Source organism: Nonomuraea sp. NPDC049655 (genome assembly GCF_044465465.1).
In the GTDB taxonomy this organism is placed as follows: Bacteria; Actinomycetota; Actinomycetes; order Streptosporangiales; family Streptosporangiaceae; genus Nonomuraea.
Genome location: NZ_JBITLS010000024.1, coordinates 68,483 through 95,216, shown reverse-complemented (window position 1 = coordinate 95,216; position 26,734 = coordinate 68,483). Strand labels below are relative to the sequence as shown.

General features: G+C 72.5%; 23 protein-coding genes. 9 read left to right on the top strand and 14 right to left on the bottom strand.

Annotated elements, in window-relative coordinates; all coding sequences use genetic code 11:
- Positions 1-334: 334 nt before the first annotated feature.
- Positions 335-1,219, bottom strand: a complete 885-nt coding sequence (locus ACIBQ6_RS48670) for a hypothetical protein (RefSeq protein ID WP_397219357.1) — start codon at positions 1,217-1,219, stop codon at positions 335-337.
- Positions 1,220-1,293: 74 nt separating this feature from the next.
- Between ACIBQ6_RS48670 and ACIBQ6_RS48665 the strand changes: the two genes are divergently transcribed.
- Both ACIBQ6_RS48665 and ACIBQ6_RS48660 read left to right on the top strand, forming a co-directional pair.
- The gene (locus tag ACIBQ6_RS48665) at positions 1,294-1,773 is read left to right on the top strand and encodes a SigE family RNA polymerase sigma factor (protein ID WP_358302255.1); all 480 of its coding nucleotides are present in this window, start codon (positions 1,294-1,296) and stop codon (positions 1,771-1,773) included.
- Positions 1,770-2,810 carry a hypothetical protein gene (locus tag ACIBQ6_RS48660; protein ID WP_397219356.1) on the top strand — a complete coding sequence of 347 codons (1,041 nt, stop codon included), beginning with the start codon at positions 1,770-1,772 and terminating at the stop codon, positions 2,808-2,810. The genes ACIBQ6_RS48665 and ACIBQ6_RS48660 overlap by 4 nt, the downstream gene beginning before the upstream one ends.
- A gap of 61 nt (positions 2,811-2,871) precedes the next feature.
- Here the strand turns inward: ACIBQ6_RS48660 and ACIBQ6_RS48655 are convergent, their stop codons facing one another.
- A complete protein-coding gene (locus tag ACIBQ6_RS48655; RefSeq protein ID WP_397219355.1) occupies positions 2,872-4,371 on the bottom strand; it encodes a serine/threonine-protein kinase in 1,500 nt (499 codons plus the stop codon).
- 238 nt (positions 4,372-4,609) lie between these two features.
- On the opposite strand from ACIBQ6_RS48655, the gene ACIBQ6_RS48650 reads away from it, so the two are divergent.
- Positions 4,610-5,827, top strand: coding sequence for a sensor histidine kinase (locus tag ACIBQ6_RS48650; protein WP_397219354.1), 1,218 nt, complete (start codon positions 4,610-4,612; stop codon positions 5,825-5,827).
- Positions 5,824-6,486, top strand: a complete 663-nt coding sequence (locus ACIBQ6_RS48645) for a response regulator (protein ID WP_397219353.1) — start codon at positions 5,824-5,826, stop codon at positions 6,484-6,486. Before ACIBQ6_RS48650 ends, ACIBQ6_RS48645 begins: the two co-directional genes overlap by 4 nt.
- A gap of 31 nt (positions 6,487-6,517) precedes the next feature.
- Here the strand turns inward: ACIBQ6_RS48645 and ACIBQ6_RS48640 are convergent, their stop codons facing one another.
- From ACIBQ6_RS48640 to ACIBQ6_RS48625, 4 genes are all read right to left on the bottom strand, one after another.
- Entirely contained in the window at positions 6,518-7,117 is a 600-nt protein-coding gene (locus tag ACIBQ6_RS48640; RefSeq protein ID WP_397219352.1) for a TetR/AcrR family transcriptional regulator, read from the bottom strand.
- Positions 7,087-8,604 carry an FAD-dependent monooxygenase gene (locus ACIBQ6_RS48635; RefSeq protein ID WP_397219351.1) on the bottom strand — a complete coding sequence of 506 codons (1,518 nt, stop codon included), beginning with the start codon at positions 8,602-8,604 and terminating at the stop codon, positions 7,087-7,089. The genes ACIBQ6_RS48640 and ACIBQ6_RS48635 overlap by 31 nt, the downstream gene beginning before the upstream one ends.
- 163 nt (positions 8,605-8,767) lie before the next feature.
- On the bottom strand, positions 8,768-9,523 hold the full coding sequence (locus ACIBQ6_RS48630; RefSeq protein WP_397219350.1) for a sigma-70 family RNA polymerase sigma factor: 756 nt from the start codon (positions 9,521-9,523) through the stop codon (positions 8,768-8,770).
- A 213-nt stretch (positions 9,524-9,736) separates the two neighbouring features.
- On the bottom strand, positions 9,737-10,471 hold the full coding sequence (locus tag ACIBQ6_RS48625) for a MarR family transcriptional regulator (protein WP_397219349.1): 735 nt from the start codon (positions 10,469-10,471) through the stop codon (positions 9,737-9,739).
- A gap of 314 nt (positions 10,472-10,785) precedes the next feature.
- Between ACIBQ6_RS48625 and ACIBQ6_RS48620 the strand changes: the two genes are divergently transcribed.
- Positions 10,786-11,208 carry a spore-associated protein A gene (locus tag ACIBQ6_RS48620; RefSeq protein WP_397219348.1) on the top strand — a complete coding sequence of 141 codons (423 nt, stop codon included), beginning with the start codon at positions 10,786-10,788 and terminating at the stop codon, positions 11,206-11,208.
- 234 nt (positions 11,209-11,442) lie between these two features.
- On the opposite strand, the gene ACIBQ6_RS48615 is transcribed toward ACIBQ6_RS48620, so the two are convergent.
- The 7 genes from ACIBQ6_RS48615 to ACIBQ6_RS48585 form a co-directional block, all read right to left on the bottom strand.
- Complete coding sequence (locus ACIBQ6_RS48615; protein WP_397219347.1) at positions 11,443-11,904, bottom strand: hypothetical protein; 462 nt, start codon at positions 11,902-11,904, stop codon at positions 11,443-11,445.
- Between the two features lie 214 nt (positions 11,905-12,118).
- Complete coding sequence (locus ACIBQ6_RS48610; RefSeq protein ID WP_397219346.1) at positions 12,119-13,090, bottom strand: ArsR family transcriptional regulator; 972 nt, start codon at positions 13,088-13,090, stop codon at positions 12,119-12,121.
- 69 nt (positions 13,091-13,159) lie between these two features.
- The gene (locus tag ACIBQ6_RS48605) at positions 13,160-13,594 is read right to left on the bottom strand and encodes a YybH family protein (protein ID WP_397219345.1); all 435 of its coding nucleotides are present in this window, start codon (positions 13,592-13,594) and stop codon (positions 13,160-13,162) included.
- Positions 13,594-14,199, bottom strand: coding sequence for an NAD(P)H:quinone oxidoreductase (wrbA, locus tag ACIBQ6_RS48600; RefSeq protein ID WP_358302218.1), 606 nt, complete (start codon positions 14,197-14,199; stop codon positions 13,594-13,596). Before wrbA ends, ACIBQ6_RS48605 begins: the two co-directional genes overlap by 1 nt.
- Before the next feature lie 83 nt (positions 14,200-14,282).
- Positions 14,283-16,865 carry an ATP-binding protein gene (locus ACIBQ6_RS48595; protein WP_397219344.1) on the bottom strand — a complete coding sequence of 861 codons (2,583 nt, stop codon included), beginning with the start codon at positions 16,863-16,865 and terminating at the stop codon, positions 14,283-14,285.
- Positions 16,866-17,247: 382 nt separating this feature from the next.
- Positions 17,248-20,580 (bottom strand): BTAD domain-containing putative transcriptional regulator, encoded by a 3,333-nt coding sequence (locus tag ACIBQ6_RS48590; RefSeq protein ID WP_397219343.1) that lies wholly within the window; start codon positions 20,578-20,580, stop codon positions 17,248-17,250.
- A 298-nt stretch (positions 20,581-20,878) separates the two neighbouring features.
- Positions 20,879-21,433 carry a hypothetical protein gene (locus tag ACIBQ6_RS48585; protein WP_397219342.1) on the bottom strand — a complete coding sequence of 185 codons (555 nt, stop codon included), beginning with the start codon at positions 21,431-21,433 and terminating at the stop codon, positions 20,879-20,881.
- Between the two features lie 115 nt (positions 21,434-21,548).
- On the opposite strand from ACIBQ6_RS48585, the gene ACIBQ6_RS48580 reads away from it, so the two are divergent.
- The 3 genes from ACIBQ6_RS48580 to ACIBQ6_RS48570 are packed head-to-tail and all read left to right on the top strand — an operon-like array spanning position 21,549 to position 24,209.
- Positions 21,549-22,865, top strand: a complete 1,317-nt coding sequence (locus ACIBQ6_RS48580; RefSeq protein ID WP_397219341.1) for an IS256 family transposase — start codon at positions 21,549-21,551, stop codon at positions 22,863-22,865.
- A gap of 56 nt (positions 22,866-22,921) precedes the next feature.
- Positions 22,922-23,857, top strand: coding sequence for an MFS transporter (locus ACIBQ6_RS48575; RefSeq protein WP_397219340.1), 936 nt, complete (start codon positions 22,922-22,924; stop codon positions 23,855-23,857).
- Positions 23,858-23,906: 49 nt separating this feature from the next.
- Complete coding sequence (locus tag ACIBQ6_RS48570) at positions 23,907-24,209, top strand: hypothetical protein (protein WP_397219339.1); 303 nt, start codon at positions 23,907-23,909, stop codon at positions 24,207-24,209.
- 38 nt (positions 24,210-24,247) lie between these two features.
- Here the strand turns inward: ACIBQ6_RS48570 and ACIBQ6_RS48565 are convergent, their stop codons facing one another.
- On the bottom strand, positions 24,248-24,919 hold the full coding sequence (locus tag ACIBQ6_RS48565) for a TetR/AcrR family transcriptional regulator (protein WP_397219338.1): 672 nt from the start codon (positions 24,917-24,919) through the stop codon (positions 24,248-24,250).
- Between the two features lie 63 nt (positions 24,920-24,982).
- Here ACIBQ6_RS48565 and ACIBQ6_RS48560 point away from each other — a divergent pair, with 63 nt between their 5' ends.
- Positions 24,983-26,431 (top strand): FAD-dependent monooxygenase, encoded by a 1,449-nt coding sequence (locus ACIBQ6_RS48560; protein WP_397219337.1) that lies wholly within the window; start codon positions 24,983-24,985, stop codon positions 26,429-26,431.
- The last annotated feature ends 303 nt before the right edge of the window (positions 26,432-26,734 follow it).

The window sequence follows — 26,734 nt, the reverse complement described above, 5'->3', positions numbered from 1 at the left end:
AGACGCTAAGCGCTGGTTGACTGCTCGAAAATACGTATGTTCATCGGTAGGCATACCGACATTTCTGTTACCGCTGGTCACACCCATCCACGTGCCAGAATCGGCCGTCATGCCGGACAATCGGGCAGGGAAAATCCGGCATTCCGGGCCCACTGAAGGGCGAATCGGCCGGCGGCGACCGGCTCGGCGACGCCCGATAGGGGCGGCGACGTCACCGCTATTCGGCGGGACCGGAACCGGCGCCGGCGCATCCGCCCGCGTCCCCGTGACCCCCGTCTAACCGGCACCGGACGGAAACGTCACGCCCAGGACGCATCCGGCACGGCCCGGGTGTTCAGTGCGGTTCCCGGGCGAGACAGCTTCCGCTCTCATGGACCTGGTCCTGCGGCGGCGGCTCGACGGGCACGTCGTTGCCCCAGTCGGTGAAGTCGATCTCGGTCACGCTGCTCCTGGGCACGCCCTCCTCGGCCGAGGGGTTGGCCGCGACGAGACGGACCCGGCGGGGAAGCCGGTCCGGCCCGACCCACAGCTGCCACGAGACCCGTGCCGAGCGGTACCGCTCCCGCAGTACTTCCGCCATGGCCGGGTCGTCGCCCCGGGCCGGGGTGCTGAGCTCGGTCTGCGCGGCGCTTCCGGCATGGACGACGGTGGTGACCTCGTCGATGACCCCGCCGGAGGAGGGCGCAGGCGCCGCGAGCCTGTCCAGCACCTCGGGCGACAGGACCGCCCGCGCGTCGAGTGCCCCGGCGAGCCGCGCCGCCGTCCCGCATTCGGGGCTGCTGTGGTGCAGCCGGCTCTTGCCGGCGGGAACGTCCCTCCGGTCGGCTCGCTGCTCGTAGGTGTCGGAGCCGCCGATGGAGATCGCCCTGGTCGTCCTGCCGCACAGGTCGTCCGGGATGACGTTCTTCAGGTCTTCGGGGACGTCGGTCCGGTGGAAGGTCGTGGTCAGGTCGGAGGCGGCCGTGCCGAGGCGGAGGATTCCGGTGGTCCGGCTCTCGCTGTACTCGCCGATGTCGACCGGCACGACGAGGCCGTCCGCCGCCCGGGGCGCGTCGCCGTAGGTCAGCCGGACGACCTTGGTGACCTTGACTCCGGCTCCGTCCTTCGCCTGCCGGGCCACCGCCTCGGCGGGCGTCCGGGCCGCCGTCGCGTCCTGTCCGCCGCATCCGGCCGTCAGGGTGAGCACGAGCAGGGTCGGCGCGATCCGCGACAAAGGCACCCGATGATCATAGAAGAAGGCGGGCTCGGCGCGGCGAGGCAACCTGATCGCGCCGGCACCGCGTCAGTACGTGTGTGCCAGACAGGAAGCTCTTTGACAACTTCGTGGCCTCGCGGTCCGACCGGTTACTGCGGACGGCGTACCTGCTGACCCGCGACTGGGGTACGGCCGAGGACCTGCTCCAGGAGTGCCTGGCCAAGGCGTGGTTCGCCTGGTCGCGCATCGAGGAGCCCGAGGCGTACGTGCGGCGGGTGCTCGTGACGACCTACACCTCGTGGTGGCGGCGCCGATGGCGCGGCGAGGTGCCGAGCGGCACGCTGCCCGAGGAGGGGGTGCCCGATGCCGAGCGGTCCGGGCGGGAGGAGCTGTGGGAGGCGGTGGGAAGGCTGCCCGCCAAGCAGCGCGCGGTGATCGTGCTGCGGTTCTACGAGGACCTGTCGGTGCAGGAGGTGGCCAGGATCCTGGGCTGCCATGACGGCACGGTCAAGAGCCAGACCGCCAAGGCGCTGGCCAAGCTGCGCGTGGACGAGTCGATCGTGAAGGAGTGCCGATGAGCGTGCAGGACCTGCGTGAGATGTTGCGGGAGCGAGCCGAGGGCCCCGCGCCCGCGATCCCGGACCGTCACGAGCTCGTCCGCCGCCGTGTGCGGCGTACCTGGCGGCGCAGGGTCCTGGCCTCCGCCGCCGCGACGGTGGCGGCGACGGTGGCTGCGGGCGCGGCCGTGCTCTCCCTGCTGCCCGGTGGCGCCGTGACGCGGCACGAGCCCGCGACCTCGGCCTCCGCCGTGGCCCCCGCCCCGGAGCCGCTGCCGGAACGGTTCACCGCCCACGACGGCACCGGCTACCGGCGGCTGGCGACGGCGACGGTCAGGACGGACGGCGCGCGCAGGACGTCGGTCACGATCCCGGTCACCGGCAGGCCGCTGGACGTGGCCGCGCTGTGCGACGGCTCGTTCGGCGCCACGGCGCCGAGGATCTCCGTGGCGGGCCGCGCCGCCGGCGCCTCCCCGCCCTTCTCCCCCTGCCTGAAGGGCATGGAGCTGGTCCCGTTGCCGGTGCCCGCCGGGGCCGGCCAGGTCACGGTGACGTTCGACACGACCACCAGGGGCGGGGGGTGTACGCGGCAGGAGAAGGGGGCGCCGTGCGTCACCCCTGAGCCCGTCAAGGCGGTCTGGAGCCTGGCCGTCTACGAATGGACGCCTCCCGCGCGGCCGGTCGATCCCGAACCGCTCCGAGCCTTCCCCAAGCGGCTGCCGAGCTGGGAGCTGGCCGGCGCGACGCAGGACCGGATCTGGCCGCAGGACGGGACGGCCACGGTCACGGTCCGGGGCGACGGCGGCAGGATGGGCATCGAGGCGCTCTGCGCCGGTGACCTGGCCAGGCGGATGTGGTTCACGTACCGGATCGGGGGCGGCGACGAGGAGGTGGTCACCTGCAGCCAGTGGACGGGCGGCCCGTACCCGATGGCGATGACCGAGCTGACCGTGCCGGAGGGCAGGCGGGTCACCGTCACCGTCCGGGCGGGCATCTGGGGCGAGGGCACCAACCGCCCGGTCCGCTGGGCCTTGGCCGTCTACCGCAAGCGCTCCTGATCGTCGCCCCGCGGGTCGGTGACCGGGCGCCGGCAGGCAGGCGGTTCCTCTGACGCCCGGCTCACCCCGATGACTGCGACGGGCCGAGATCGTTGAAGAAGCACGCGTCGGAGATCTCGGTCAGGTGCCCGAGCTTGTCCTTCGTCACCGCCTGCCGGTACGTGTCCACGTCGTCGGCGCGAAGCGCCTTGAGCGCCTTCTCGGCGGTGTCGATGTCGTTCCGGAGCGCGACCTTGAGCGCCGGACGGACCGCCTTGGCCAGATTGGCCTGCTGAAGGTCGATGATCTCGTTGAGCAGGTTCTCGGTCGGCGGCAGCGGCACCGTTCCGCTGACCGGGACCTGGGTCCACTTGTCCATGACGCCGGTCTGGTTCTCGCAGCCCGGCGGTATCCCGTGGCCTTTCGTGCCGGGCTGGTCTGCGGCGGCCGCCGTCCGCTCTGCCGCCGTCCCGGACGAGCCCGCCTGCGGGGTCTGGTCGCCGTCTCCCGAGATGGCCACGACCACGGCGACCGCGGCGATCGCCACAGCCAGCCCGGCGCCGCCCGCGATGAGCAGCTTGCGGTTCCGCGGCCCGCCTGGGCCGGGCCGTGACGGGGCGTGGAAGGCGGGCGCCTGCTCCTGCAACGTGGGCGGCGGCGGAGGCGGGAGGTTCTCGGTGCGCGCCGACGGGCCGGCCGGAGCGGAACCGGCGTCCGGGAAGGGCTGCCGCGGCGGCACGGAGTGAGGGCCGGCCGGGGGCGGCGGGGTGTTCGGCAGGCGAGGCTGCCCGAGAGCGTCGATCACGGTCAGGGCCTCGGCGGCGGTGGGACGGTTGGCCGGGGTCTTGTCCAGCAGGCGGGCGATCAGCGTCCCGAGGCCGCCGGCGTCGCGGGGCACGGGCGGCTCCCCCAGCAGCACCGCGGTGAGCGTCTCCGTCGGGGTGTCCCGGTGGAACGGGGACACCTCCTCCAGCGCCTGGTACAGCGTCACCCCGAGCGAGTACAGGTCGCCGGCGCCGCCGCTGTCCACGCCGTTGAACCGTTCCGGCGCGATGTACTCCAGCGAGCCCATCAGCCCGCCGCTCTTGGTGAGGGCGGTGTCGCCCTGTTGCACGGCGATCCCGAAGTCGGTGAGCAGCACGCGGCCGTCCCGGGCGATCAGCACGTTGGCCGGTTTCACGTCCCGGTGCACGATGCCGGAGGCGTGTGCCGTGCGCAGGGCGTCCAGCAGGCCCCTGGCGGCCGACGTGACGGCGCCGGGCGGCAGGGGGCCGTCCCGGGCGATCAGCTCGGCGAGGGTGCCGCCGTCGACCAGTTCCATGACGATCCACGGCGCCTCGTCCTCGATCACCACGTCGTGGACGGTGACGATGTGCGGATGCGACCGCAGCCGGGCGGCGTTGCGCGCCTCCCGCTCGGCGCGGCGCAGCCGTTGCGCGTGCTCCTCGTCGGAGGTGGCCGAGGGGAGCCAGACCTCCTTCACCGCCACGGACACGTCGAGAGACTCGTCGTGCGCCTTCCAGACCCGTCCGAAGCCTCCGCCGCCCAGAACGGACTCCAGCCGGTACCGTCCGCTGATCACACGTCCTGGCTGTGTCTGCGCGGCCACCATGCTCCCTCGTCGGTGATCAAGTTGTGGCAGCCTATCCAGGCGTGCTCGCGCGTATCTGCCGAATGTCCAGACTCGTGATCCATTCGCGCGCTGCCGGAGCGGCCGACGCGGCGCGTCGCCTGTCCCCCTCGGCCGCTGGCTATCCTGTGGCAGGTCGAGCCGGGCACGGCTCCCCCACCACGAGCCCACCGGAAGGCGACGACCGACCGTGACAGCCCCTCCGCGCCGGAGCGCCTGGCCGGCCACGACGGTGGCGGCGCACGCGGTCCTGGCGTTCCTGACGGTGATCATCCTGGTGGGCACCTGGTACCTGGGCGCGGCCTGGTGGCAGGTCCTGCCCGCGGCGGGCGCCGCCGTCCTGCTCCATGCGGGGGCGGTGGCGGCCGCCCGGCGGCCGTGGCCGGGGTACGCGATCGGCGCGCTGGCCATGCTCGTCCTGGTGCTGACGCCCTCCCCGGGATGGTCGCTGAACCTGCTGCCCTCGGCGGTGTGCTTCCCCTTCGCGTTGTGGCGGCTGACCGGCCTGGTCCCGGTCAGGTCCTCGGTGCCGGCGTTGGCGGTCGCGGCGCTCGGGATCGTCCTGAACGAGGCGGTGGGGTGGGCGCGGCTGCCCGCCGACCCGCTGTGGACCCGCCTGCTGGAGGGCGGGCTGCTGACGCTCGTGGCCGGCGGGGTGTGGCTCGCGGCCCTGCTGGTCCGGCGCAGGCGCGAGGCCGCCCGGCGGGCCGAGGACGAACGGCTGGCCGCGGCGCTCGCCGACGAACGGGCCGGCATCCGCCGCGACCTGCACGACGTGATCGCCCACACGGTCACCGTCATGGTCGCGCGGATCGAGGCCGCGGCGGTGAGGACGGCGGATGCGGCGACCCGGCGCGAACTCGGCGACATCGCCGAGACCGGCCGCGACGCCCACCAGGGTCTGCGCGCGATGCTGGCCACCTTGGGCCCGTCCGCCGGGAGCCCGTCCGCCGGGGGCCCGTCCGCCGGGGCCGCGGCCAGCGCGGCGTCGCGCGCCGGATCCCGGCCCGGCCAGGCGCCGATCTCGCTCGACGTGCTGCCCGACCTGGTGGCCTCGGCGGCGAGCCCGCTGCACGCGGTGACGTTGGCGGAGGCGGGTGAGCGGCGGCCGCTGAGCCTCAGCGCCGAGGTCGCGGCGGTGCGGACCGTGCAGGAGGGCGTCACCAACGCGCTGCGCCACCTGGAACCGCCGGTCGCGGTGAGCGTCAGCCTGCGCTGGAGCCCGGCCGAGATGGAGGTGGAGGTCCGCGACGACGGCGGCAGCGCGCTTCGCGGCGCCCGCGGCCAGGGGACCGGCTTGATGGGGATCGAGGAACGGGTGCGCACCGCGGGCGGCACACTGTCGATCGACGACGGGGACGACGGATGGGTGCTGCGGGCGCGGCTCCCCACGAAGGAGGGGGCATGAGCGCGATCCGGGTCATGCTCGTCGACGATCAGGAGCTGCTGCGGGCCTCGCTGCGCACGGTCCTGTCGGCCGACGAGCGCATCGAGGTCACCCACGACGTCGCCGACGGCGGCCAGGCGGTCGAGGTCGTCCGGCGGCACCGCCTCGACGTGGTGCTGATGGACATCCGCATGCCGCGCCTGGACGGCGTCGCCGCCACGGCGGAGATCGTGCGGATCGCGCCGGCGACCCGGGTGCTCATGCTGACGACGTTCGACGACGACGAACTGGTCGTGGCGGCCGTCCGGGCCGGCGCCAGCGGCTACCTGACCAAGGACGTCCGGCCCGCCGCGCTGGCCCAGGCGGTGTGCGACGTCGCGTCCGGCACGGCGGCGCTGGCCCCGGGGGTGGCCGCGACGATCCTGGGCCTCCTGCGGCAGACGCCGATGCGCAGGACGGCGGCCCTGGACGGCCTGACCCCGCGCGAGGTCGAGATCTTCGGCCTGCTGGCGCGCGGCAGGTCCAACGCCGAGATCCGCGCGGAGCTGGTGCTGAGCGAGAACACGGTGAAGTCGCACGTCCGGGCCGTCCTGCAGAAGCTGGGCCTGCGCGACCGCGTGCACGCGGTGATCCACGCCTACGAGAACGGGCTCGTGGGCCGCGACGATCTGCCCGGCTGAGCGTGCGGGGCCGGGACGGCGGCCGCGCGGGTCAGGGCCGGTACCCGATGTGGCCCAGCAGGGTCCGCATCCGGCGCTCGATCTGTTCGGCGGTCACGTCGTCGGCGTGCTGGAGCAGGACGGATCCGATCGAGCCGGCCAGGATGTCCTGGACGACGCCCGGGTCGGTGCCCGCCGGAAGGTGACCGGCCTCGACGGCCTGCCGCGCGACCTGGGTCACGGCGTCCAGCCGGGGCCGCAGGTAGCGCTCGGTGTAGGCGGCCACCAGCTTGGGGTAGTCGACCGAGGCGCCGATGACGCGGGCCATCAGCGCGCGGAAGCGGGGACGGCTGAGCAGCTCGGCGACGGAGCCGACCAGTTCCTCGATCGACCGCCCGGCCGGGGCGGCGTCGATGTCGGGGGCACGGGCGTGCTCCAAGGCGGCCATCAGGAGGTCCTCCTTGGCCCGCCAGCGCCGGTAGACGGTCAGTTTCGCCACGCCGGCGCGCTGGGCGACCGCTTCCACGCTGGTGCCCGCCGCGCCGCGTTCGATCAGCAGGTCCAGCGCCGCCTCCAGGATGGCGGCGTCGTTTCCCGGATCGCGCGGACGGCCGTGGCGTTCTACGCCGGCCACAGCACCTGGTTCAGCCATGTGGTCAGTCTGTCGGGTGCCGGATGGTGACGCCAACCGATGTGCCCGTCGGGGCGGATCAGCGTCACGTCGGGCGAGCCGGGCTCCACCGGCGTGAGCGCGAGGACCAGGTCGGCGCCCAACTCCGCCGCGGCGGCCGCGGCGTGGCGGGCGGCGACGTGCCGGTCATCGGCGAGCACGACCCAGCGTCCGCCGATGGCGGCGTGCAGGGTGGTGGCGCCGCCGTCCGGGCGCCGGCAGGCGAGGTCGGGCATCCGGTCGCCGGGACGCGGTCCGGGCATCCACCGGCGCTCGGCCGGGGCCAGCGGTCCTCCTCGGTAGCTGATGCCGAGCTGGGAGGCGGCCAGCCACAGCCGGCGCTGCACGGCGGGCAGCCGCACGACCGGCAGGACGACGTGGTCGCGCAGCAGGCGTTTCCAGGGGGCGTTCGGCAGCATGATGTCCACGGCGGTGCTGGTGGCGCGCAGGACCTTGCGGGCCAGCGGCCGGCGTTCGCCTTCGTAGGTGTCGAGCAGCCGCCGGTCGGCGCGGCCGCGGGCGACCAGCACCAGCTTCCAGGCCAGGTTCTCGGCGTCGCCGAGGCCGGTGTTCTGTCCCTGCCCGCCGGTGGGGCTCTGGATGTGCGCCGCGTCGCCGGCCAGGAGGATCCGGCCGCGCCGGTAGGCGTCGGCCAGCCGGCGGTGGATGCGGAACTCCGAGGCCCAGCGGAGGTCGGTGACCGTGTCGAGGCCGATCCCGCTGCGGCGGGAGAACTCGCTCAGCACCCGCTCGCCGATCTCGCGTTCGGACAGCCGGTCCGGCAGCTGCGACGGCGGTTCGGTGAACACCCGCCAGGTGTCGTCGGGCAGCGCGGTGACCGACAGCATGTGGCCGGCCTCCATCCAGGTCGTGCTGCCGTTCCTGTCCAGCGGCCACCGGGCTTGCACGTCGACCATCAGCAGGCGTTCGAGGAGTTTGCGGCCGGGGAAGCCGATGCCGGCGAGCTTGCGCACGGTGCTGTGCGCGCCGTCACAGCCGATCAGCCAGTGGGTCCGGATCGGGCGCTCGGCGCCGCCCGCGGTGCGGACGGTGGCGGTGACGCCGGCGTCGTCCTGCCGGGCCGCGGCCAGGCGGGTGTCCCACTCCAGCTGGCCGCCCAGTTCGGCCAGACGTCGCCGCAGCGTGCCCTCGATCTCGGCCTGCGAGATCAGCAGGGTCTGTTTCGGCTGGTCGGCGACGGCCTGGCCGACGTGGAGGCGCAGCACGGTGCGTGTGCCCTCGTTGTAGGACATGGTGAGCGAGGACCGGGAGCGCTGGGGCAGGTCGCCGAGCGCGCCGATGCGTTCCAGGACCTCCCTGCCGCGTGGTTGCAGGCCGAGGGCGCGTGAGGTGGTGGCGGGGGCGGGGGCGGCGTCGATGACGCGGACGGGGATGTCGTGCAGGGCCAGGTGGACGGCCAGGGCCAGCCCGGTGGGGCCGGCGCCCGCGATGAGCACGGTGTCAGTCACTTAGTAAACGATACGGTACCGATTACTAAGTCGAGAAGGGGGCTCGGGCGGCTCCGGCTCCGGCTCCGGCCCGGGAGTCGATCCCGACCTCTGCGGGCCGGCCCCCCCTTGAGCCCGGCGGCCGGTGCCCGGCCCTCGTCACGGGCACCGGCCAGGGGCTCGGCTACGGAAGGTCGCCCGCCTCGTCGACGATGCCGACGGACACCCGGGCCCTGGAGGTGATCACCTCGCCCTCGGGCAACCCGCTGTAGTACGGGTCGGGCGACTTGACCCCGCCGACGTAGACGCGGCGCGCCCCGAGCAGGTCGAAGGTGGTCGGGTCGATGATGACCTCCTGGCGGACCCCGTCGTCGTCGCGGGTGTAGATCGCCACGCCCTGCCGGCCCAGCAGATCGCGCACCGGCTCCACGCCGACGTCGTCCAGCCGGGACAGGACGGTGCCGATGGGCACGTTCAGCGCCTGCGCCGTCTCCTCGTAGCTGAGGTCGCCCCAGGAGACCAGCAGCAGGACGTCGCGCTCGCCCTTGCCCAGAGCGGCCAGGGCGGCCGCGAGCGGTCTGCGGGTCCCCGAGGCGGAGACGCGGGCGACCACCCGCTCGTCGAAGGCCACCGCCACGGGGTCCTCCCCGGTTCGGGCGAGCGCGCGGTACCCGCGGGTCTCGGCCCTTCGATGGGTGCCGATGATGTTCGTGGCGATGCCGTACAGCCAGGGCAGGGCGTCCTGGCGATCCAGGGCGTACTTGTGGCGCTTCTCGAACGCCCTGGTGAACGTCTCGGCCACCACGTCCTCGGCCTGATCGGGCCCGAGCCGCCGGACGACGTAACGATGCAGGACGGCGGCGTGCCGCTCGAACAGCTCGGCGAAACGCTCCGGCTCGGCCAGCGACGCCTCGATGACCGCCGAGTCCTGCGCGGGCACATCGCAGGCCGTTTCAAGGGCTGTTTCGCAGGCTGTTTCGCAGGCCGTGGAGACCTTCGGCTGGACCGGTGCCGGGACGTCCGCCCGAAGCGGCGCCCGCGCGCCCGCCGGAGAACCTGCCAGGACGGGTTCGTCGTGTGGAAGGGATGTCACGACGGTACTTATCCGCATGCGGGAGAAAGGTTCCATCCAGGATCCCGCCGGGGGGCGGGGTCACTGCCGGCGGTGGATCAGGTCGCCGCCCAGCCGGGTGAGCTGGTGGATGACCATGTTGGCGTGCCGGGTGCTGGTGATGAGCCCGGCCCGTTGCAGCACCTGGGCGTGCGGGCTGGCCGACGACAGCGAGGCGCCGGTCCGGCCGGCGAGCTCGCTGGTGGTGCAGCCGTCGGTGGCGGCGATGCAGCGCAGGACGCGGGCCCGGGTGGCGCCGAGCAGGTCGGGCAGCGCGTCGTCGGGGACGGCGTCGGGCATCTCGTGCTGGATCGGGAAGACCAGGACGGGCGGCAGGCTGGGGTCGGCCATCGCGACCGGGGTGAAGCGCCCGAAGTAGGAGGGGATGAGCGTCAGGCCGCGTCCTTGCAGGTGGATCTCGTGCCGGCCGGGGGCGTAGTCGGCCTCCAGCACCGGGGGCCGCCACCGCATCGACGGCCCGAGGCCGGCGAGCACTGCCTCCACGCCCTGGCCGGTGAGCAGACGGGTCAGCCTGGCGCGCTCACGTCCCAGGGCGTCCTCTGTCAGGACGTCCAGGCCCTGCCGGAACCCGTTCATCGACTCGTACGGGGTCAGGAAGTCGGGGAAGTACGCCCCGAGCGGCACCAGCCGCACCAGCCGCTCCCGTACCGGTTTGAGCAACCCGGCCTCGGCCAGGTCGGCGCGGGCCTGCCGCCGCCAGCCGGACAGCGCGCGCACCCCGCCCGGCCGCTGGAGCATGTGCAGGCTCAGCGCCATTTCCCACATCATGTCCGCCGGGCCGGCGATGCGCACGCGGGAAGGCGCCGCTTCGGGCCCCGGCACCGGCGGGTGAACGCCGGACCGGATTCTCGGCCCGGAGCTTGAGCGACACCGGGCTCGCGCCCTGCCGGGCCCGGTGATCGCGCCGAAGGAGGGGCCGCAGGATTCGCCTGCCGCCGTCTGCGCTGCCGCCCAACGACAGCCCGTCGGGGGTGATTTGTGCTAACTATCACATTGATCACGAGTTGCGTGTAGCAGAAGTGAGCCGGTGGTACTCAAGATCACAACACTGGGCAATCGAAGGGATCTTCGTGCGAGCACGCAAGCTGGCGATCCTCCTGGCCGCCGCGGCCCTGACCTCCACCACCCTGGCGGCGACCGCCGCCCCGGCCGGCGCGGCCGGCCCCTGCGGCAGCGGCTACAGCCGGGTCGGCGTCTACAACATCGGCATCGAGAAGTACGGGTACCGCACCGGCATCCTGGAGGTGTACTACAGCTCCGCCACCGGCAAGAACTGCGCACTCACCTACGGCGACGGCCCCTACGCCAACACCACGAGCTGGAAGGGCGTCGTGATCTCCAGGGGCGACGGCAGCGGCAAGGACAGCGACGCCGGCAACTACCAGTACTACGCCGGCCCCGTGTACGTCTCGGCGGCCGGGCAGTGCATCGACGTCGAGGGCATCTCGCCGTCGTGGACGAGCGTCAAGCTCGACAACGTGCACTGCGGCTGAGACCAGCCTGACCGGCCCCCTCGCTGAGCACGCCGCCGTGCCAAGGGCGTGCCCCCCCACCGGCAGGGGGTTCGACAAGAGCCCGCACCCCAGGGTCGAGGGCACTGGCGTGCGCCATGGGCTCTGACGGCTCAGTGCGTCATCACCGGTCCCCGCGTCGATGACGCACTGAGCACCGAACCGCCCGGAAACCCGCCGGTGACGTCTCCCCCGTCGCGTCGGCCGCGCGGCGAGTCAGTCCAGCGGTGTCCCGCCCACGGCCGCGAGCAGCAGGACGGGGAACTCCGGATCGGCCTGACCGACCGCGAGCGCGACCCATCGGCCCACGTCCGGCCGGCGCCAGGCGAGCATCGTGCCGGCGAGCTGGCCGAGCTCGTCCAGCGGCGCGGGCGCCGCGGCCTCGCCTTCCGCGTACGGCCACAGATCGACCACCCGAGGGGCGCCCCAGCGCTCCGTCAGGGCGGCCGCCAGCTCCTGGAGGGCGGCGTCGATCTCCGCCTGGGCCGCCTCGACGACCTCCTCGCCACGGTCGTCCCAGAAGTCACGGCTGGCCATCAGGTAGCACACATGGTGGGCCGGGCCGCTGGAACGGTAACCCTCCCACACCTCCCGCGACCTGCCCTCCCGTTCCTCCGTCTCCGGGAAGGGACGGGCCAGAAGGGCGTCCACGACGGCGAGCCGATCGTGCAGAGCCATCCCATGAGGATAGGGTCCCGCGGCGCGGTCCCTTCGGGGCGGCGACCGCGAACTCCCGGGCCGGCGGAGTTCACTTGTAGTACCGCACCCCGTCCTCGACCGTGTGCTTCTTGGCGAGGGAGAAGGTCGCCCAGTACTTCGAGTGGCCGGCGTCGCTGATGCGGACGATGCCGTTCGAACCGGCCCGCGACGATCCGGCCAGACGGCGTCGCCGTCAGCCGGCGTCCGGGGAGCCGTTCAGGAGGGCCTGGCCGAGCGGCGTCAAAGTGTGCAGGACCGAGCTGCCCGTCCGGACGGTCGAGACGAGCCCGGCGTTGCGCAGGACCGTGGTGTGCTGGCTGGCCGAGCCGAGGGAGACACCGACGCGTTCGGCCACGAACGTGGTGGTGGCCGGGCTGCGCAACGTGGCCAGCACCGCCGCACGGGTACGGCCCAGCAGGGGCGTCAGCACGTCGTCCGCGCCGGCCGGCCCGCCCGTGACGCACATCGGGTACACCAGCACCGTGGCCGCGTCCGGCCGGTACATCACCATCGGACGGGGCGCGAAATAGGACGGGATCAGCAGCAGCCCCCGCCCGCGCAGCGCGACGTCGTGATCGCCGTCGACCGGGATGTGCAGGGTCGGCGGCCGCCAGCGGCACCCGGGATGCAGCGTGGCCAGCAGGGCGTCCACCCCGCCGCGCAGCAGGGTCTCCGAGCGCAGGGCCCGGTCGGCGCCGGCCTCCGCCTGGATCTGCGGCCACAAGGGCTCCACCGACGAGCCGAAGAAGCCGCGCAGGTCGTCGGCGAGGGTCTGGCGCGCCCCGCGGCTGCCGCCGGCCAGTTCCCGCGCCCACCGCCCGGCCCGCTGGGCGGGCGACAACGCGCCCAGATCGGCCGCCAGGTAGGAGCTCGGCGTCCGACTGGCCAGCTCGACGCCGGCGGCGAAGTCACCGGCGTCCGGCTGGAGCAGGAACGCCGGCACCGAACTCCGCGGCGGCACCAGGGGCGCCAGCACCCCCGCCCGCTCAGCCAGGCTCCCTCCCACCTGCCGCAACAGCCGGCGCGCTGCGGGCCGCGTCCAGCTCCTGCTCGTCGGCGCGCCGAGCAGCAGGCGCACACTCAGCACCGTCTCCCACAAGGCGTTGGGAGCCGGAGCGAACGTGATCTTGCGCAGGTCGGCGTCGGAGAAGTGCACACGGATCATGACGAAGGATTCTCACCGAGCCGGCTCCCTCCGGCCAAGGAGACCGCCTCCCCGGCGGGCGCGCCGGCGTCAGATCGGCTCGTCGCCCGGCGGGAACCACGCCTGCAGGGTCGCCGGGTCGATCGGCACCGAGACGTGCTCGTGCGTGATCAGCCAGCCCTGTCCCGTCCGCCGGAAGCCGAGGGACGACCTGACCCAGATCGAGGTCTGCAGGCCGTTCCTGCGCCTCCCGCTGTCGCGGTGGAGCATGTGCGCGAACGCGACCTCCCCGCCCGCCGCGATCACCGGCTCGCGCGTCTCCAGCGCGATGGGCCCGTCGTACTCCGCGAACCAGCGGACGAAGTTGCCGCGAAGCTCATCCAGCCCGGCGAATCTCATCGGCGGCACGACGTCGAAGTAGGCGACGTCAGGAGCGTAGAGCTCCAGCAACCGGTCGACGTCCTTGACCTGGCAGGCTTCGACCCGGACCGCCAGCAGCGCCCTGATCTGCGACTCGCCCGACATCAGCGCCGCCCGGCCTTGAGCGCGGCCGCCGTCTCGGCGACACGGCGGGCCTGGTGAGCGGCAGCCTGCAGGGTCACCTCGGCGGGCGGCCCGTCGCCGGCCACATGGGAGGCGCCGTAGGGGTTGCCGGACCGGAACTGGACGGGGTCGGTGTAGCCCGGCGGGACGATGACGCCGCCCCAGTGGTAGAAGGTGTTGCTCAGCGCCAGGATGGTGGACTCCTGCCCGCCGTGCGCGGTGTTGGAGGCGGTGAAGGCCGAGTACACCTTGTCGGCCAGCCGGCCCTGCACCCACAGCGGGCCGGTGGCGTCGATGAAGGCCCGCAGCTGGCTGGCCGGGTTGCCGAACCGGGTCGGCGTGCCGAACAGCACCGCATCGGCCCAGAGCAGGTCGTCGTGGCCGGCTTCGGCGACGTCCGCGGTGTCGCGCAGGTGCTGGGCCCAGGTCGCCTTGGAGTTGACCGCCTGCGGCGGGGCGGTTTCGGCGACCCGGCGCAGCCGTACGTGCGCGCCCGCCTCCTGCGCGCCCTTGGCCGCGGCCTGGGCCAGCGCGTGCAGGGTGCCGGTGGCGCTGTAGTAGATGATCGCCACGTTCACGTTGTCCATGGCCGCAACGCTAGGCCGCGGCCCCGCCGGCCCGAATCCGTGACGCCACGGTAGTCGCCCCGGGGTCGCCCCGGGGGGCGCGGTCACACCAGGCGCGCGAGCTCCTGCCGGGAGGCGACGCCGAGCTTCGGATAGGCCTTGTAGAGGTGGTACTCCACGGTCCGGTGACTGAGGAACAGCTGCGCGGCGATGTCGCGGTTGCTCACCCCCGCCGCGGCCAGCCGTACCACCTGAAGCTCCTGCGGGGTGAGCGCCGCCAGCGCGTCGGCGGGCGGCCCGTCGGGCGCGCTCTCCCCGGTGGCGCGCAGCTCGGCCCGGGCACGCCCGGCCCACGGCGCGGCGCCGAGCCGATCGAAGATCTCCAGAGCCGAGCGCAGCGGCGAGCGCGCCTCGGCCCTGCGCCGCGCGCGGCGCAGCCACTCGCCGTACAGCAGCTCAGTGCGGGCGCGTTCGAACGGCCGGCCGCCGCGCCCGTGCAGCCGTACGGCCTGCGCGTAGTGCTCGCCCGCCTCCCCGGCCGGGCCCAGCAGGGCACGGCAGCGCAGCGCGACCGCCTGCGCCCACGGCTGCCGGCCCGCCTCGGCCCACGCCGCGAACCGGGCATAGGCCCCCGCCGCCCGGTCCGCCGCCTCGACCCGGACGGCCGCCTCCACCAGATCGGGCGCGGCCGAGACGGCACTCACCCCGTCGAGCTCACGAAACGCCTGATCATACCGCCCTAAAGTGAGATGAAGCAGTCCCCGATGGACGGGATCGGAGCCGTGTTCCGGGCCGCCCTCGATGGCCGCGATCCGGGCGGTGATCGCGGTGAGCTGCCCGATCCGGTGGCTCTGCCCGGTGTCCCTGGCCAGGTCGACGGCCTCGGCCACGGTCGCGGCGGCGTCACGGTGCCGGCCCGCCATCAGCTGCGCGTGCGCGAGCGCGTGCAGGGTGACCGGCAGCGCGCCGGCCAGCCCCTCGTTCCTGCAGCGGACCACGTCCGCGGCGGCCAGCTCGGCCACGGCCTCGTCGTCGCCGAGGAACAGCGCGACGCCGACGACGAAGATCCGGGCCAGGGCGTCGTCCAGCGGGTTCGTCCGGGCCTGGGCCACCAGCGCCGTCAGGGCGGGCAGCGCGTTCGCGTGATCGTCGTCGGCCAGGCCCGCCAGGGCCTCGATGGCGCGCGCCGTAGGGCCGGCGAAGGAGCCCGCGAGCCGGGCCACCCGCCGGACGGCGTCGATCTCGCCCGCCGGCCAGGCGTTGCTCGCCGCCATGGTCAGCATCGTCAGGGCCAGGCCGGGATCGTCGCGCAGGATCGTCTGAGCACCGTCGGCGAGCACCTGGGCGGCGCCCTGCGGCGTGCCGCGCTCGAACGCGACGCTCGCCCGGACCAGCGCCAGCCCCGCACTGTGCCCGCCCAGCTCGGCGGCACGTTCCGCCAGGGCCGCGGCCTGCTCGGTGCGTCCGCCGGCGACCGCGGCCCGCGCGGCCAGGGTCGTCCGCCGCGCCCGCTCGGCCCGGTCCGGGCTGAGCAGCGCGGCCTGCTCCAGAATCGACGCGGCCGTGGCCATGGCGCCACGGCCGCGGGCCGCCTCGGCCGCCTCCTCCAGCCGGGCGGCGACGCCCTCCTGAGGCCCGGTCGCGGCGGCGGCCAGGTGCCAGACCCGCCGCTCGGCGTCCACGACGGCGACCAGCGCCTCGTGCGCGGCCACGCGCAGGCCGAGCGGGGCACGCTGGTAGGCGGCAGACCGGACCAGCGGGTGGCGGAAGGCGATCGAAGCCCCCGTGATCCGCAACAGCCCCGCCTTCTCGGCGGCCTCCAGGTCAGCGACGCCGCCGCCGAGGGCCCGCGCCGCCCGCAGGACCGTCGCGAGATCGCCGCTCCCCTCGGCGGCGGCCACCAGCACGGCCAGCCGGGCACGCGCGGGCAGCTCGTCGATCTGGGCGCCGAAACCGGCGACGACGCGATCGGTGGCCGGCAGCGCGCCCGGCATCACCTCGCGCCCGGCGCGCTGCTCCGGACTGAGCCCGGCGGGCAGCTCGATCAGCGCCAGCGGGTTCCCGCCCGCTTCCCGGACGACCCGATCGCGTACCGAGGAGGCCATCGTGGAGAAGCGCTGCGCGAGCACCTCGGCCGCCGCGGCCTCGTCCAGCCCGCCCAGCCGCAGCTCGAGCAGGCCCGGAGCGTCGAAGGCGTCCCGCGCCGCGAACACCATCGCGACGCCGTCGGCCGCCAGGCGGCGCGCCGCGAACAGCAGCGCGTCGGCGGAGGCGGCGTCCAGCCAGTGCGCGTCGTCGATCAGGCACAGGACCGGCCGTTGCGCGGCCAGCTCCGACAGCAGGCTCAGGACGGCGAGACCGACCAGGAACCGGCTCGTGCCGGCGGCGTCGGCCAGGCCCAGCGCACCCCGTAGCGCCGCCGCCTGCACGCCGGGCAGGGTGTCGAGGCGGTCGAGCACGGGACGCAGCACCATCTGCAGACCCGCGAACGGCAGCGACGTCTCGGCCTCCACCGCGGTCGCCCGCAACACGCGAACCTCACGGGCCTGGCGGACGAGCTCGTCCAGCAGGGCCGACTTGCCGATGCCCGCCTCGCCGCGCAGGACCAGGACGCCGCTGTGACCCGCCCGCGCCCGTTCGAGCAGCCGCGCGGCCTCGCCGAGTTCCTTGTCCCGCCCCCGCAACATGCGAAAAATCTACCCATACGCCGCAAAGGGCCCAGACCCGAGGGTGTCCGGCCGGGAACCCGCAGGAGAGCAAACCCCAGACGACATCCGCGGTCTCGGCCCGACCCTCGGCTCCTTCGCCTACTCCCTCCGCAAGAACGGCCTGCGCACCCGCCACGTCAGCGAAGTCACCGAGATCGCCGACGGCGAGATCCTTCACCTGCCCGGAAAGCCCGTGATCATCGGCATGCCAGGACACTCACCGGGCAGCGTCGCGGTACACGTCCCCCTCGCCGACGAGATCTTCGTCGGCGAGGCACTGACCACCCGCCACGTCCTCACCGGACGCTCCGGCCCGCAGCCCGCCCCCTCCACAGCGACACACGTCACGTCGCCGCACCCTCTAGAAGGACGCGCGCAAGGCGGCCGTCCGCGACCGGGCCTCAGCGGCCCAATGAGGAGCGTTCCACAGGTCGGCGACGACGGCGGCCCGAGCGAAGTGCGCGGCGGCCTCGGGACGCCCCAGAAAGACAGCCAGCTCACCCAGGGTGTGGGCCACCGGGCGCAGCGCCATCGACAGACTCTCCGCACCCGCCGGAGGACCGTCCCGATGCGCGAGCAACACCTCGTAGATCTCCTCAGCGGCGTCCCGATCGTCCAAGGCCACGACGGCCATCGCGCGCAACGAGGTGAGGAACGTGAAGAAGAAATCCCGACGAATCGGACCGGGGGGCGTGCGGACCGCCCGAGCCTCGTCATCCAGCCCATTGGCATGCAGCGCGAGCGCCAGCAGATCGGACGTCATGGAGCCCAGCACGACGTGAAGAGCACGCACCTCCTCCAGATGCCCACCCAACGTGCCCTCGTTCAACCAGATCGCGGCCAGCGCCAGCTGGAGAAAACCCTCAGCGTGCACCGACCCGATCCGCCGCATCCCCTCACCGGCCTCCACGTACATGGCCTCGGCGTCGCGGAACCGCCCCTCGATGAGCGCCAGACCCGCCAGCGTGATCTCCGCGACGGCGATCGCCTCACGCATCCGATAGGTACGCGCCAGCTCCAAAGCCTCACCGATCACCCGACGCAACGTCAAAGGATCATTGGCCGCAGCGGCGACACCCGCATGATTGAGCAACCCGGAAACACGATAGACCGGCAGGTCGTGCTCAACCCCGATCTCCACCAGCTCCCGGCACAGCCCGGCATCACCCAGCACCTCGCTCAGAATCTCAAGCGCCGCCGCCCGCAACCGGGGCTCGGTCGCGAGATCCAGCGCCTCCCGCGCCGCCTCCACCACAGACGGATCATCCTCACCGACCAGCTCATGCGCATACGCCGACAAAAGCCGCGACCGCACCGCAGGAGCCAGCTCACGCTTCAACAACCGCCCCAGCCGATCGACGACAGGCCGATCCACCGTGCCGTACGTACGAGCCTGCCAGGGAGTCGGCTCCGTCCACGCCGTGAACGCGGCGACCATCAGATCCTCACGCCCCAACGACTCCGCGAACTCCACAGCCGCCCGCCGCGTCTCACGGGCGGCAGCGACGGCACCCGCCCGGACCTGCGCCCGCAACAGCCTGCCCAGCAGCTCCACACGCTCCTCCGGCCCGGCAGAAAGAGCGACCGCGTCGGCAAGAAGGTCGACCGCCACATCATGGGCATAACGCGCCTCGGCAAGCTCAGCGGCCCGCACACAGTAACCGACAGCCTCCGGCGAACCCGCCCGCGCAAAATGACGAGCCAACGCCGCGACATCACCACTCCCCACAAGAGCGGCGGCGATCCGGCCATGCATCCGAGTGGCACGCAACCTGCTCAGGTCAGCGAGCAGCGTGTCCCTCACCAGAGCATGCACGAAGCGGACACGGCCAGGACCAGGCTCATCCAAAAGCCCGGCGACGACACCCGCGTCCAACGCGTCCAACACCCCGTCCTCACCGACGTCAGCGGCCTTCACCAGGACGTCCACCGAACTCTCCCGGCCCACCACCGCAGCCAGCCGCAGAACCGACACCCCTCCCTCCGGCAGGCGCGCAAGCCGACGACGCAACACGTCCCGAACCCCCTCAGGAACCTCCGACAACGCCACCAGCGCGCCCTCGCCGCTCAACAACCGAGCACTCTCACGCACATAGAACGGATTACCACCCGTACGCTCGGCGATCCCCGCGACCGTCTCGTCATCGGCCTCACACTCAGCCCGCACGAGCCGCGCCACGGCCTCCTCGTCCAAACCCGGCAACGCCAGACGGACAGGCGCCACCCGCGCCAGAGAAGCCAGCGTCTCCCCCAGACGCCCACCCTCGTCCGCACGGTACGCCACCACCACCAGGATCGGAGCCCGCACCCCCAGACAACCGCCGAGCAACTCCAACGTGGTGGCATCCGCCCAATGCAGATCGTCCAGCATGACGGCGACCGGACGCCCCGACGCGACCGCCGCCAGCCACCTCCACACGGCCCGGCGCAGACGGAACAGTCCAGCAGTCGCGTCGTCCTCCACCGGCCCGGCATCGGCGAGCAACGGCGCCAGGTCACCCGCGAACTCCCCAGGAGACACGGCCGCGGCGACGGCACCCAGCACCTCCGTCCAAGCCCACGCAGCCGGCGCACCATCGACCTCGGGGCAACGGCCGCCGGCCACCAGCCACCCCTCACCTTCGAGCCGCCTGCCGAAATGATCCAGCAACGTCGACTTGCCGAGCCCCGCCTCCCCGGTGACAAAAGCGACACGGACCCCACCGCTCACCGCCTCGCCGGCGGCCGTGACCAGCGCCGACAGCTGCGCCTCACGCCCGACGAACGACGCCCCGGCGACCGGAACCGTCCCTTCGGCAGCGGCCACCCGCGACAACGGCGCGGCCGGCGCCGGCACGGCAAGCGAAGACACGGCCGGCACAGGCACGGACGCGCGCAGGACATCCGTACGCCGAGTGAGGATCGCCTCCTCCAACGCCACCAGCTCAGGACCAGGATCAAGCCCGAGCTCCTCGGCAAGAATGCCCCGAGCACGGCGCAACGTCGCCAACGCATCCGCCTGACGGCCACTGCTCCACAACGCCAAGGCGTGCAACCGCCACCCCTCCTCGCGAAGAGGCTCCTCGCGAGTGAGCCGCTCGGCCTCGGCAACCACCACAGCAGGATCACCGACACGCAAACCCGCCGCCACATGCAGCTCCGCAGCCACCGAACGCAGCTCGTTCAACCGCGCCGTCTCAGCCGCAACCCACGGCTCGTCCGCCACCTCGGCGAACGCCGGCCCCTGCCACAACCCCAACGCCTCACCCAGCCGAGCCCGCGCGACACCCACGTCACCGTCCGCACGCGCCCGCCCCAGCAACCCCTCGAACCGCCAGGCATCCACCGCCTCCGACGGCAACCGCAACGCATAACCCGGCGCCGCACTCACCAGCAACCGAGCCGGCGAGCGCGGCGGACGCCCAGGCTCCAGCAACCGCCGCAGGTTCGACACGTACGCCTGCAACGACAACAACGCCCGAGCGGGCGGCTCCCCACCCCACAGATCCTCGATCATCCGATCGACCGGCACCACCTGCCCGCGCGCCGCCACCAGCAACGCCAGCACACCCCGCTGCCGCGGCCCGCCCAAGGGAACCGGCTCGCCGCCGACCTCAGCCGCCAGAGCGCCCAGAACCCGGATGAAGACCATGATCTGCACATCGTATGCGGACGTCCCGAATGACCTGCAAACACCCAGGAGCAGGCTGAACACCTCCCAACCAGCCAAGGACGGGATCAGACCAGCGCCCCCCAGGACCACTCCGGCACGTCACCGACCGCCTCCACGGCCAAACCCCTTCTCCTGCAGCACGCTCGCGCGCCTGCGGGCGACCCGTACAACCTGTTCCGGGCGAACTATCCGGTGCTCGAAGTGGTAAGCCCCTGGTGCTGCATGACGGCTGACCAGCTCCGCTCTTGGCGTGGCGTAGCGCCCATCCGATCTACTTCGAGCGGGCGGTCCCCCGTCGCAGCGCTTCAGCGAGAGAGCGCAACTCCGCCTCGGTCACCCTCTACTGCCCCGTCTTGGCTTGAAACCACTCCTCCCGAGCCTGTCTGCGGTATCTGCTCCACCTCGTCGCCTGCTTCTGGTCGGTTCGGGGAAGGCGCGTACGCGAGGACATCACCGTGATGGTGTCGGTCAGCTGCACCGCTCCCCATCGGAAAATCATGTAGCTCGTGACAGGCACGGTCGAGATGCCCGGGCCCTGCGCGATCTCGTCGAACGCCTCGTCCCACTCCTTGTCTGAGGACTTCATGACGACCGTGAGCGGTCCCCACAGCGACCACCTGCGGCTGATCACCAACACGGTGTCGCTGCCCTCAACCTCCACGTCCGTCTCGGCCGGGAACCTCTTGGCTTCCTTGAGGACGTCGGCCGCGGCGCGTTTCTGCTTCGTGGGCACGAGCAGCGTCGCCGCGATCAGGCATGCGACGGCGACGACGATGCCGGCCAGGACGTGACGCCATGTCAGGAAGGCGCTGAGCAGGAGTCCAAGCGGAATGCCTGCCGCGGCTCCGATCACGGTGCCGGCGACGAGCTTCCACGTCTTCGCCTGTAACCTCATGGGCCGCTTTTGCCGCCTGCTGTTACAGCTTCCATCCGATCAGGAACGGAGCCGTCACGGCAAGCGGGGACTGTACGGTCACTGGTGTAACTCCTGATCAAGGAGAACGCACCTGATGAGTACTGTGATCCAGGCATCGACGGAGATCGACCTGGAGGACACCGACGTGGCGCGCAAGCAGCCCAAGGGCAGCAACGCCAAGGATTCGGATCGGGAGCTGGTGGCCCGGCTGGTCGACCAGGCCCGGGCCGAGGGCGTGGAACTGGTCGGCGAGAACGGGCTGCTGGGCCGGCTGACCAAGCTGGTGCTGGAGTCCGCGCTGGAAGGCGAGATCACCGACCATCTCGGTTACGACAAGCACCAGCGCTCCGGCGGCGAGACGACCAACAGCCGCAACGGCGCCCGCTCCAAGACGGTCATCACCGACGTCGGGCCGGTCGAGATCACCGTGCCGCGCGATCGGGACGGCAGCTTCGAGCCGAAGATCGTGCGCAAGCGGCAGCGGCGCCTGTCCGGCGTCGATGAGATGGTCATCTCGCTGGCCGCCAAGGGCCTGACGACCGGTGAGATCTCCGCGCACCTGGCCGAGGTGTACGGCGCCGAGGTGTCCAAGCAGACCATCTCGACCATCACCGACAAGGTGCTGGAGGGGATGGCCGAGTGGCAGAACCGGCCGCTCGACCCCGTCTACCCGGTGATCTTCGTCGATGCGATCCATGTGAAGCTGCGTGAGGGTCAGGTCGCCAACCGGCCGATCTACGTGGCGATGGCGGTCACCGTCGATGGCGAGCGCGACATCCTCGGCTTGTGGGCCGGCGACGGCGGTGAGGGCGCCAAGTTCTGGCTGCACGTGCTGACCGAGATCAAGAACCGCGGCGTGGGTGATGCGCTGATGGTGGTCTGCGACGGTCTGAAGGGGCTGCTCCAGGCCATCGAGAGCGTCTGGCCGCAAGCTGTCGTCCAGACATGTGTGGTGCATCTGCTGCGTGCCTCGTTCCGGTACGCGGCCCGTCAGCACTGGGATGCCATCGCCAAGGCGCTCAAGCCGGTCTACACCGCCCCGACCGAGGCCGCCGCGCTGGAGCGGTTCTGCGAGTTCGCCGAGGTCTGGGGCGGCAGGTACCCGGCGATCGTGAAGTTGTGGGAGGACGCCTGGGCCGAGTTCGTGCCCTTCCTCAACTTCGACACCGAGATCCGCCGGGTGATCCGCTCGACCAACGCCATCGAGTCGGTCAACGCCCGGATCCGGCGGGCGGTCAAGGCCCGCGGCCACTTCCCGAACGAGCAGGCCGCGCTCAAGTGCGTCTACATGGCGATCATGAGCCTGGACCCGACCGGCAAGGGCCGCAAACGCTGGATCACCCGCTGGAAGGCCGCCCTGAACGCCTTCGCCATCACCTTCGAAGGCCGTCTCACCCCGACCACCCGTTAATCACGCAAGATCGAGATACACCACTGACTGGACACACCCGGCTGTTTGCCTGTGCCGTGGTCCTCTTCCTGCTCGCCTGGGCGGTCTCCAGCACCAGCGCGGCCTTCGCGCACATCGCGCTGAGCGCCCTGGCCGGAATCTGCGCGCCGCCGCTCGGACCGGCGATGCGCGCGGTCTGGGCCGTCCTCACTCCCGATCTCGACTCCCGGCAGCGGGCCTTCAGCTTGGACACCGTCGCGGAAGAAGCCCTGTTTGCCCTCGGTCCCGTCGTCGCCGGGGTGCTGGTCGGCTTCGCCGGGGCTGGTGTCTCCACCATCGCGATGGGCGTGTTGCTCCTGGTCGGCACCGTGGGGCTGGCCGCCTCGCCCGCCGCGCTGCAGACCTTCGTGACCACGGAGGAAGGCCCGCGGCGCAGCAACCTGCTCGGGCCGTTCGCCTCCGGCGGCTTCATTCTCCTTGTGCTGGTCGTGCTGGGAATCGGGGCCGGACTGGGCCCTGTTGATGTGGTCGTCGTCGCCAGGGCCGACGCCGCGGGTAACCCCGTGGCCGCGGGCGTCCTGCTGGCGGTGCTGGCCATCGGCAGCGGCCTGGGCGGCCTGTTGTGGGGGCGGCTGCGTCACACCGCCCGCCTGTCCACCCAGATGGCGGGGCTGCTGGCGGTCATTGCGGCTACCACGGCGGTCACGGGGCTGGTCTCCGACCTCATCCCACTCGGTCTGTGCTTGGCACTGATGGGGGTGGCCATCGCCCCCGCTCTCATCGTGGTCTATGTCGCGGTGGACGACAGCGTTCCCGACGCCAACCGTACCGAGGCCACCACCTGGGTGAACACCGCCAACAACGTGGGCGTGGCGGTTGGCGCGGCGGCTGCGGGGGTGATCATCGAGGGGATGTCGTCCGGATACGCCCTCCTGGCTGGCGCGGCCCTGGTGACCACGCTGCTCGTGGCGCTCTTGGTCTTCAGACGACTGGTGGACGAGAGGCCGTCTTGAGCATCTCTCCCTGCGCCGCTGGCGGTTTCGCGACCCGTGTCGCTGTCCAGTGCGGCCGCATATCCAGTCGTTCAGTCGGGTCTTCGTCACCCGCTACATGCGCAACGGCCAAGGCGACGAGTTCAGCGCCCGCGACGCGATGTCAGCGGCCCGGAGCGCGATGACGGCGATGAAGGACATGCACCACGCCACCGCTTTCCCCGCCGCCGGCCCCGGCTCGATCGCCCGCGCCGAGTTCGCCACCATGGCCAAGGCCGCCGACGAGTGCATCACGAAGATCTCCGGAATCGCCTGGTCTCCTGCGGCCGCCCCCTGCGCGGACTCCCCGACGGTTGCGGCCCGCCTGGCCTGAGGACATGCCCTTCCGCGATCCGGCTCTCGACGCCGGCATCAGTCGGTGGTCAGTCCTCTGATGATCAGGTTCAGGCCGTGGGCGAAGTGGGCGGCGAAATCGGTGCTGGTCAGTGTGGCTTCGGCGGCGGCCAGGTTGGGGTAGGCGTCGGGGTCGAGGGCCGCGTGCAGCAGGGTCAGTGAGGCGGGCAGCTCGGAGCCGGCGAGAGACTGGGCGGCCTGTTCCTCCAGGGTGTGGCCGACGGTGAAGTGGATGATCGTGAGTGCCGTACGGGCGGCGGCCTCGGGGGTCGGGCATGTCTCGCGCAGCACGCCCACGAGCGTCTCGGCGTAGTTCAGCGTGTTGGGGCCGACGGAGTGGGTGCCGGCGTAGACGCGTGCGCCGTCGCGGTGGCGCAGCAGCGCGGTGCGCAGGCGTCCGGCCAGTTCGGTGAGCTGATCACGCCAGGCGAGCCCGTCGGGCAGCGGGTCGGCGCAGCCCGCGAGCATCTCCTCCGCCATGGCGGCGAGCAGCGTCTGCTTGGTGGTGAAGTGCCGGTAGAGCGTGCCCGCCTGGACGTCGAGGGCCGCGGCCAGACGGCGCATGGTCAGCGCGTCGAGCCCGTCCTCGTCGACCAGGCGCAGGGCGGTGGCGACCGCCTCCGGCACGCCCATCTTGCGGGGGCGGCCCCGGGAGCGCTGGGCGGACGAGGAGGTTGACGTGGGTCCCATGCCCAGTGATACTAATGACCTCGATTTTATGAACGCTGTTCATTTAATAGGAGGGACGCAAGCGTGCACATCGACGTGATCGTGGTGGGAGCCGGGCCCACCGGACTGCTGCTGGCCGCGGAGCTGGCCCTGGCGGGCGTGGCGGTCCGCGTGCTCGAACGGAACGACGCGCCCACCAGCCAGTCGCGGGCGCTCACGCTGCACCCGCGCAGCATCGAGGTGATGGACCTGCGCGGCATCGCCGGCCGTTTTCTCGCCCGCGGTCACACCCTGCCCGGGTGGCACTTCGCGGGCCTGAACACGCGCCTCGACTTCACCGCCCTCGACACCCGGCACGGCTACACCCTGTTCCTGGAGCAGGCCCGGACCGAGGAACTGCTCGATGCCCGCGCCCGCGAGCTGGGCGCCGAGATCGTCCGTGGCTGTCAGGTCACCGCCGTGCGGCAGGAGCCGGACGGCGTCGTCGTCCAGACAGCCCGGGGAGAGACGCTGCGCGCCTCCTACGTCGTGGGCTGCGACGGCGGACGCGGCATCGTCCGGCAGGCGGCCGGCATCTCCTTCGACGGAACCGACGAGACGCTGTCCGGCATGCTCGGCGACTTCGCGGTCACCGATCCGGACGCCGTGCGCGCGGCCGAGGCCTGCGGCGTGCTGGCCGTGCCGCTGGAGGGCGGGCTGACCCGGTTCGTGGTCATCGATCCCGAACGCATGCGGGTGCCGTCCGGCCTGCCCCTGACGTACGAGGAGTTCCGGCAAGCGCTGACGAACGTCGCCGGCACGGACTTCGGCGTCGCCGAGCCGCGCTGGCTGTCGCGGTTCGGCAACGCGACCCGCCTGGCCGGGCGGTACCGGCAGGGCCGGCTATTGGTGGCGGGCGACGCGGCCCACATCCACTTCCCGGCGGCGGGACAGGGCCTCAACACCGGTCTGCAGGACGCCATGAACCTGGGGTGGAAGCTCGCCGCCCAGGTCAAGGGCTGGGCTCCGGAAGGGCTGCTGGACTCCTACGACGCCGAGCGCCGCCCGGTCGGCGCGGCCGTCACCGCCAACACCGAGGTGCAGACGCTGCTGATGGAACTGACTCTGGTGCCGCAGTACCGGCGGCCGGTCATGGCGCTGCGCGGCATGCTCGACGGCCTCCTGCGCATCGGGGAGGTCAACCACGACCTCGCCGCCTCGGTCTCGGCGATCGGCACCCACTACGGCGACGGCTTCCCGGCCGGGGCCCGGGTGCCCGATCTGCCGATCAGCGTCGCGGAGCGGCCCGAGGTTGAGCGTCTGTACGAATTGCTGCACGACGGGCGATTCCTGCTCGTCCATACGGGAAAGCGGGCCGGCACGCCCGGCGGCCGGGACGACCGCATGCAGATCGTCACCGCCACGGCCTGGCAGCCCTCGCCCGACCTGGAGCAGGCCGAGGCGCTCCTCGTCCGGCCGGACGGGCACCTCGCCTGGGCGGGGCCGATGATGGCCGAGCAGCAGGCCCTGCTGGACTGGACGGGGGCGGCTTGACCCGCCCCGCCACGGCGGGACCCTGCTGAACGCCGGACGAGCCTGGTCCAGATCGGACGGCGAGGTTTCCAGACTGTCAAACGCTGAGACGTGGCGACCGTCGCGGTTCCCGTCAGGTGCGCGGATCGCCTGCCGTCCCCGCTGCTTGGACATGGAGAGGCGCGGCGGGCGGCAGGGGAGATCTTGACCGGGCAGGGGGCGAAACCTACGCTCGTGGGAGCTTTCCCAAGCCGGCCGCAAGCCGGCCACCCGCGACACCTTCCACAGGCGGACGCGCCCCACGCGCGCGGGGAATCCCGGCGA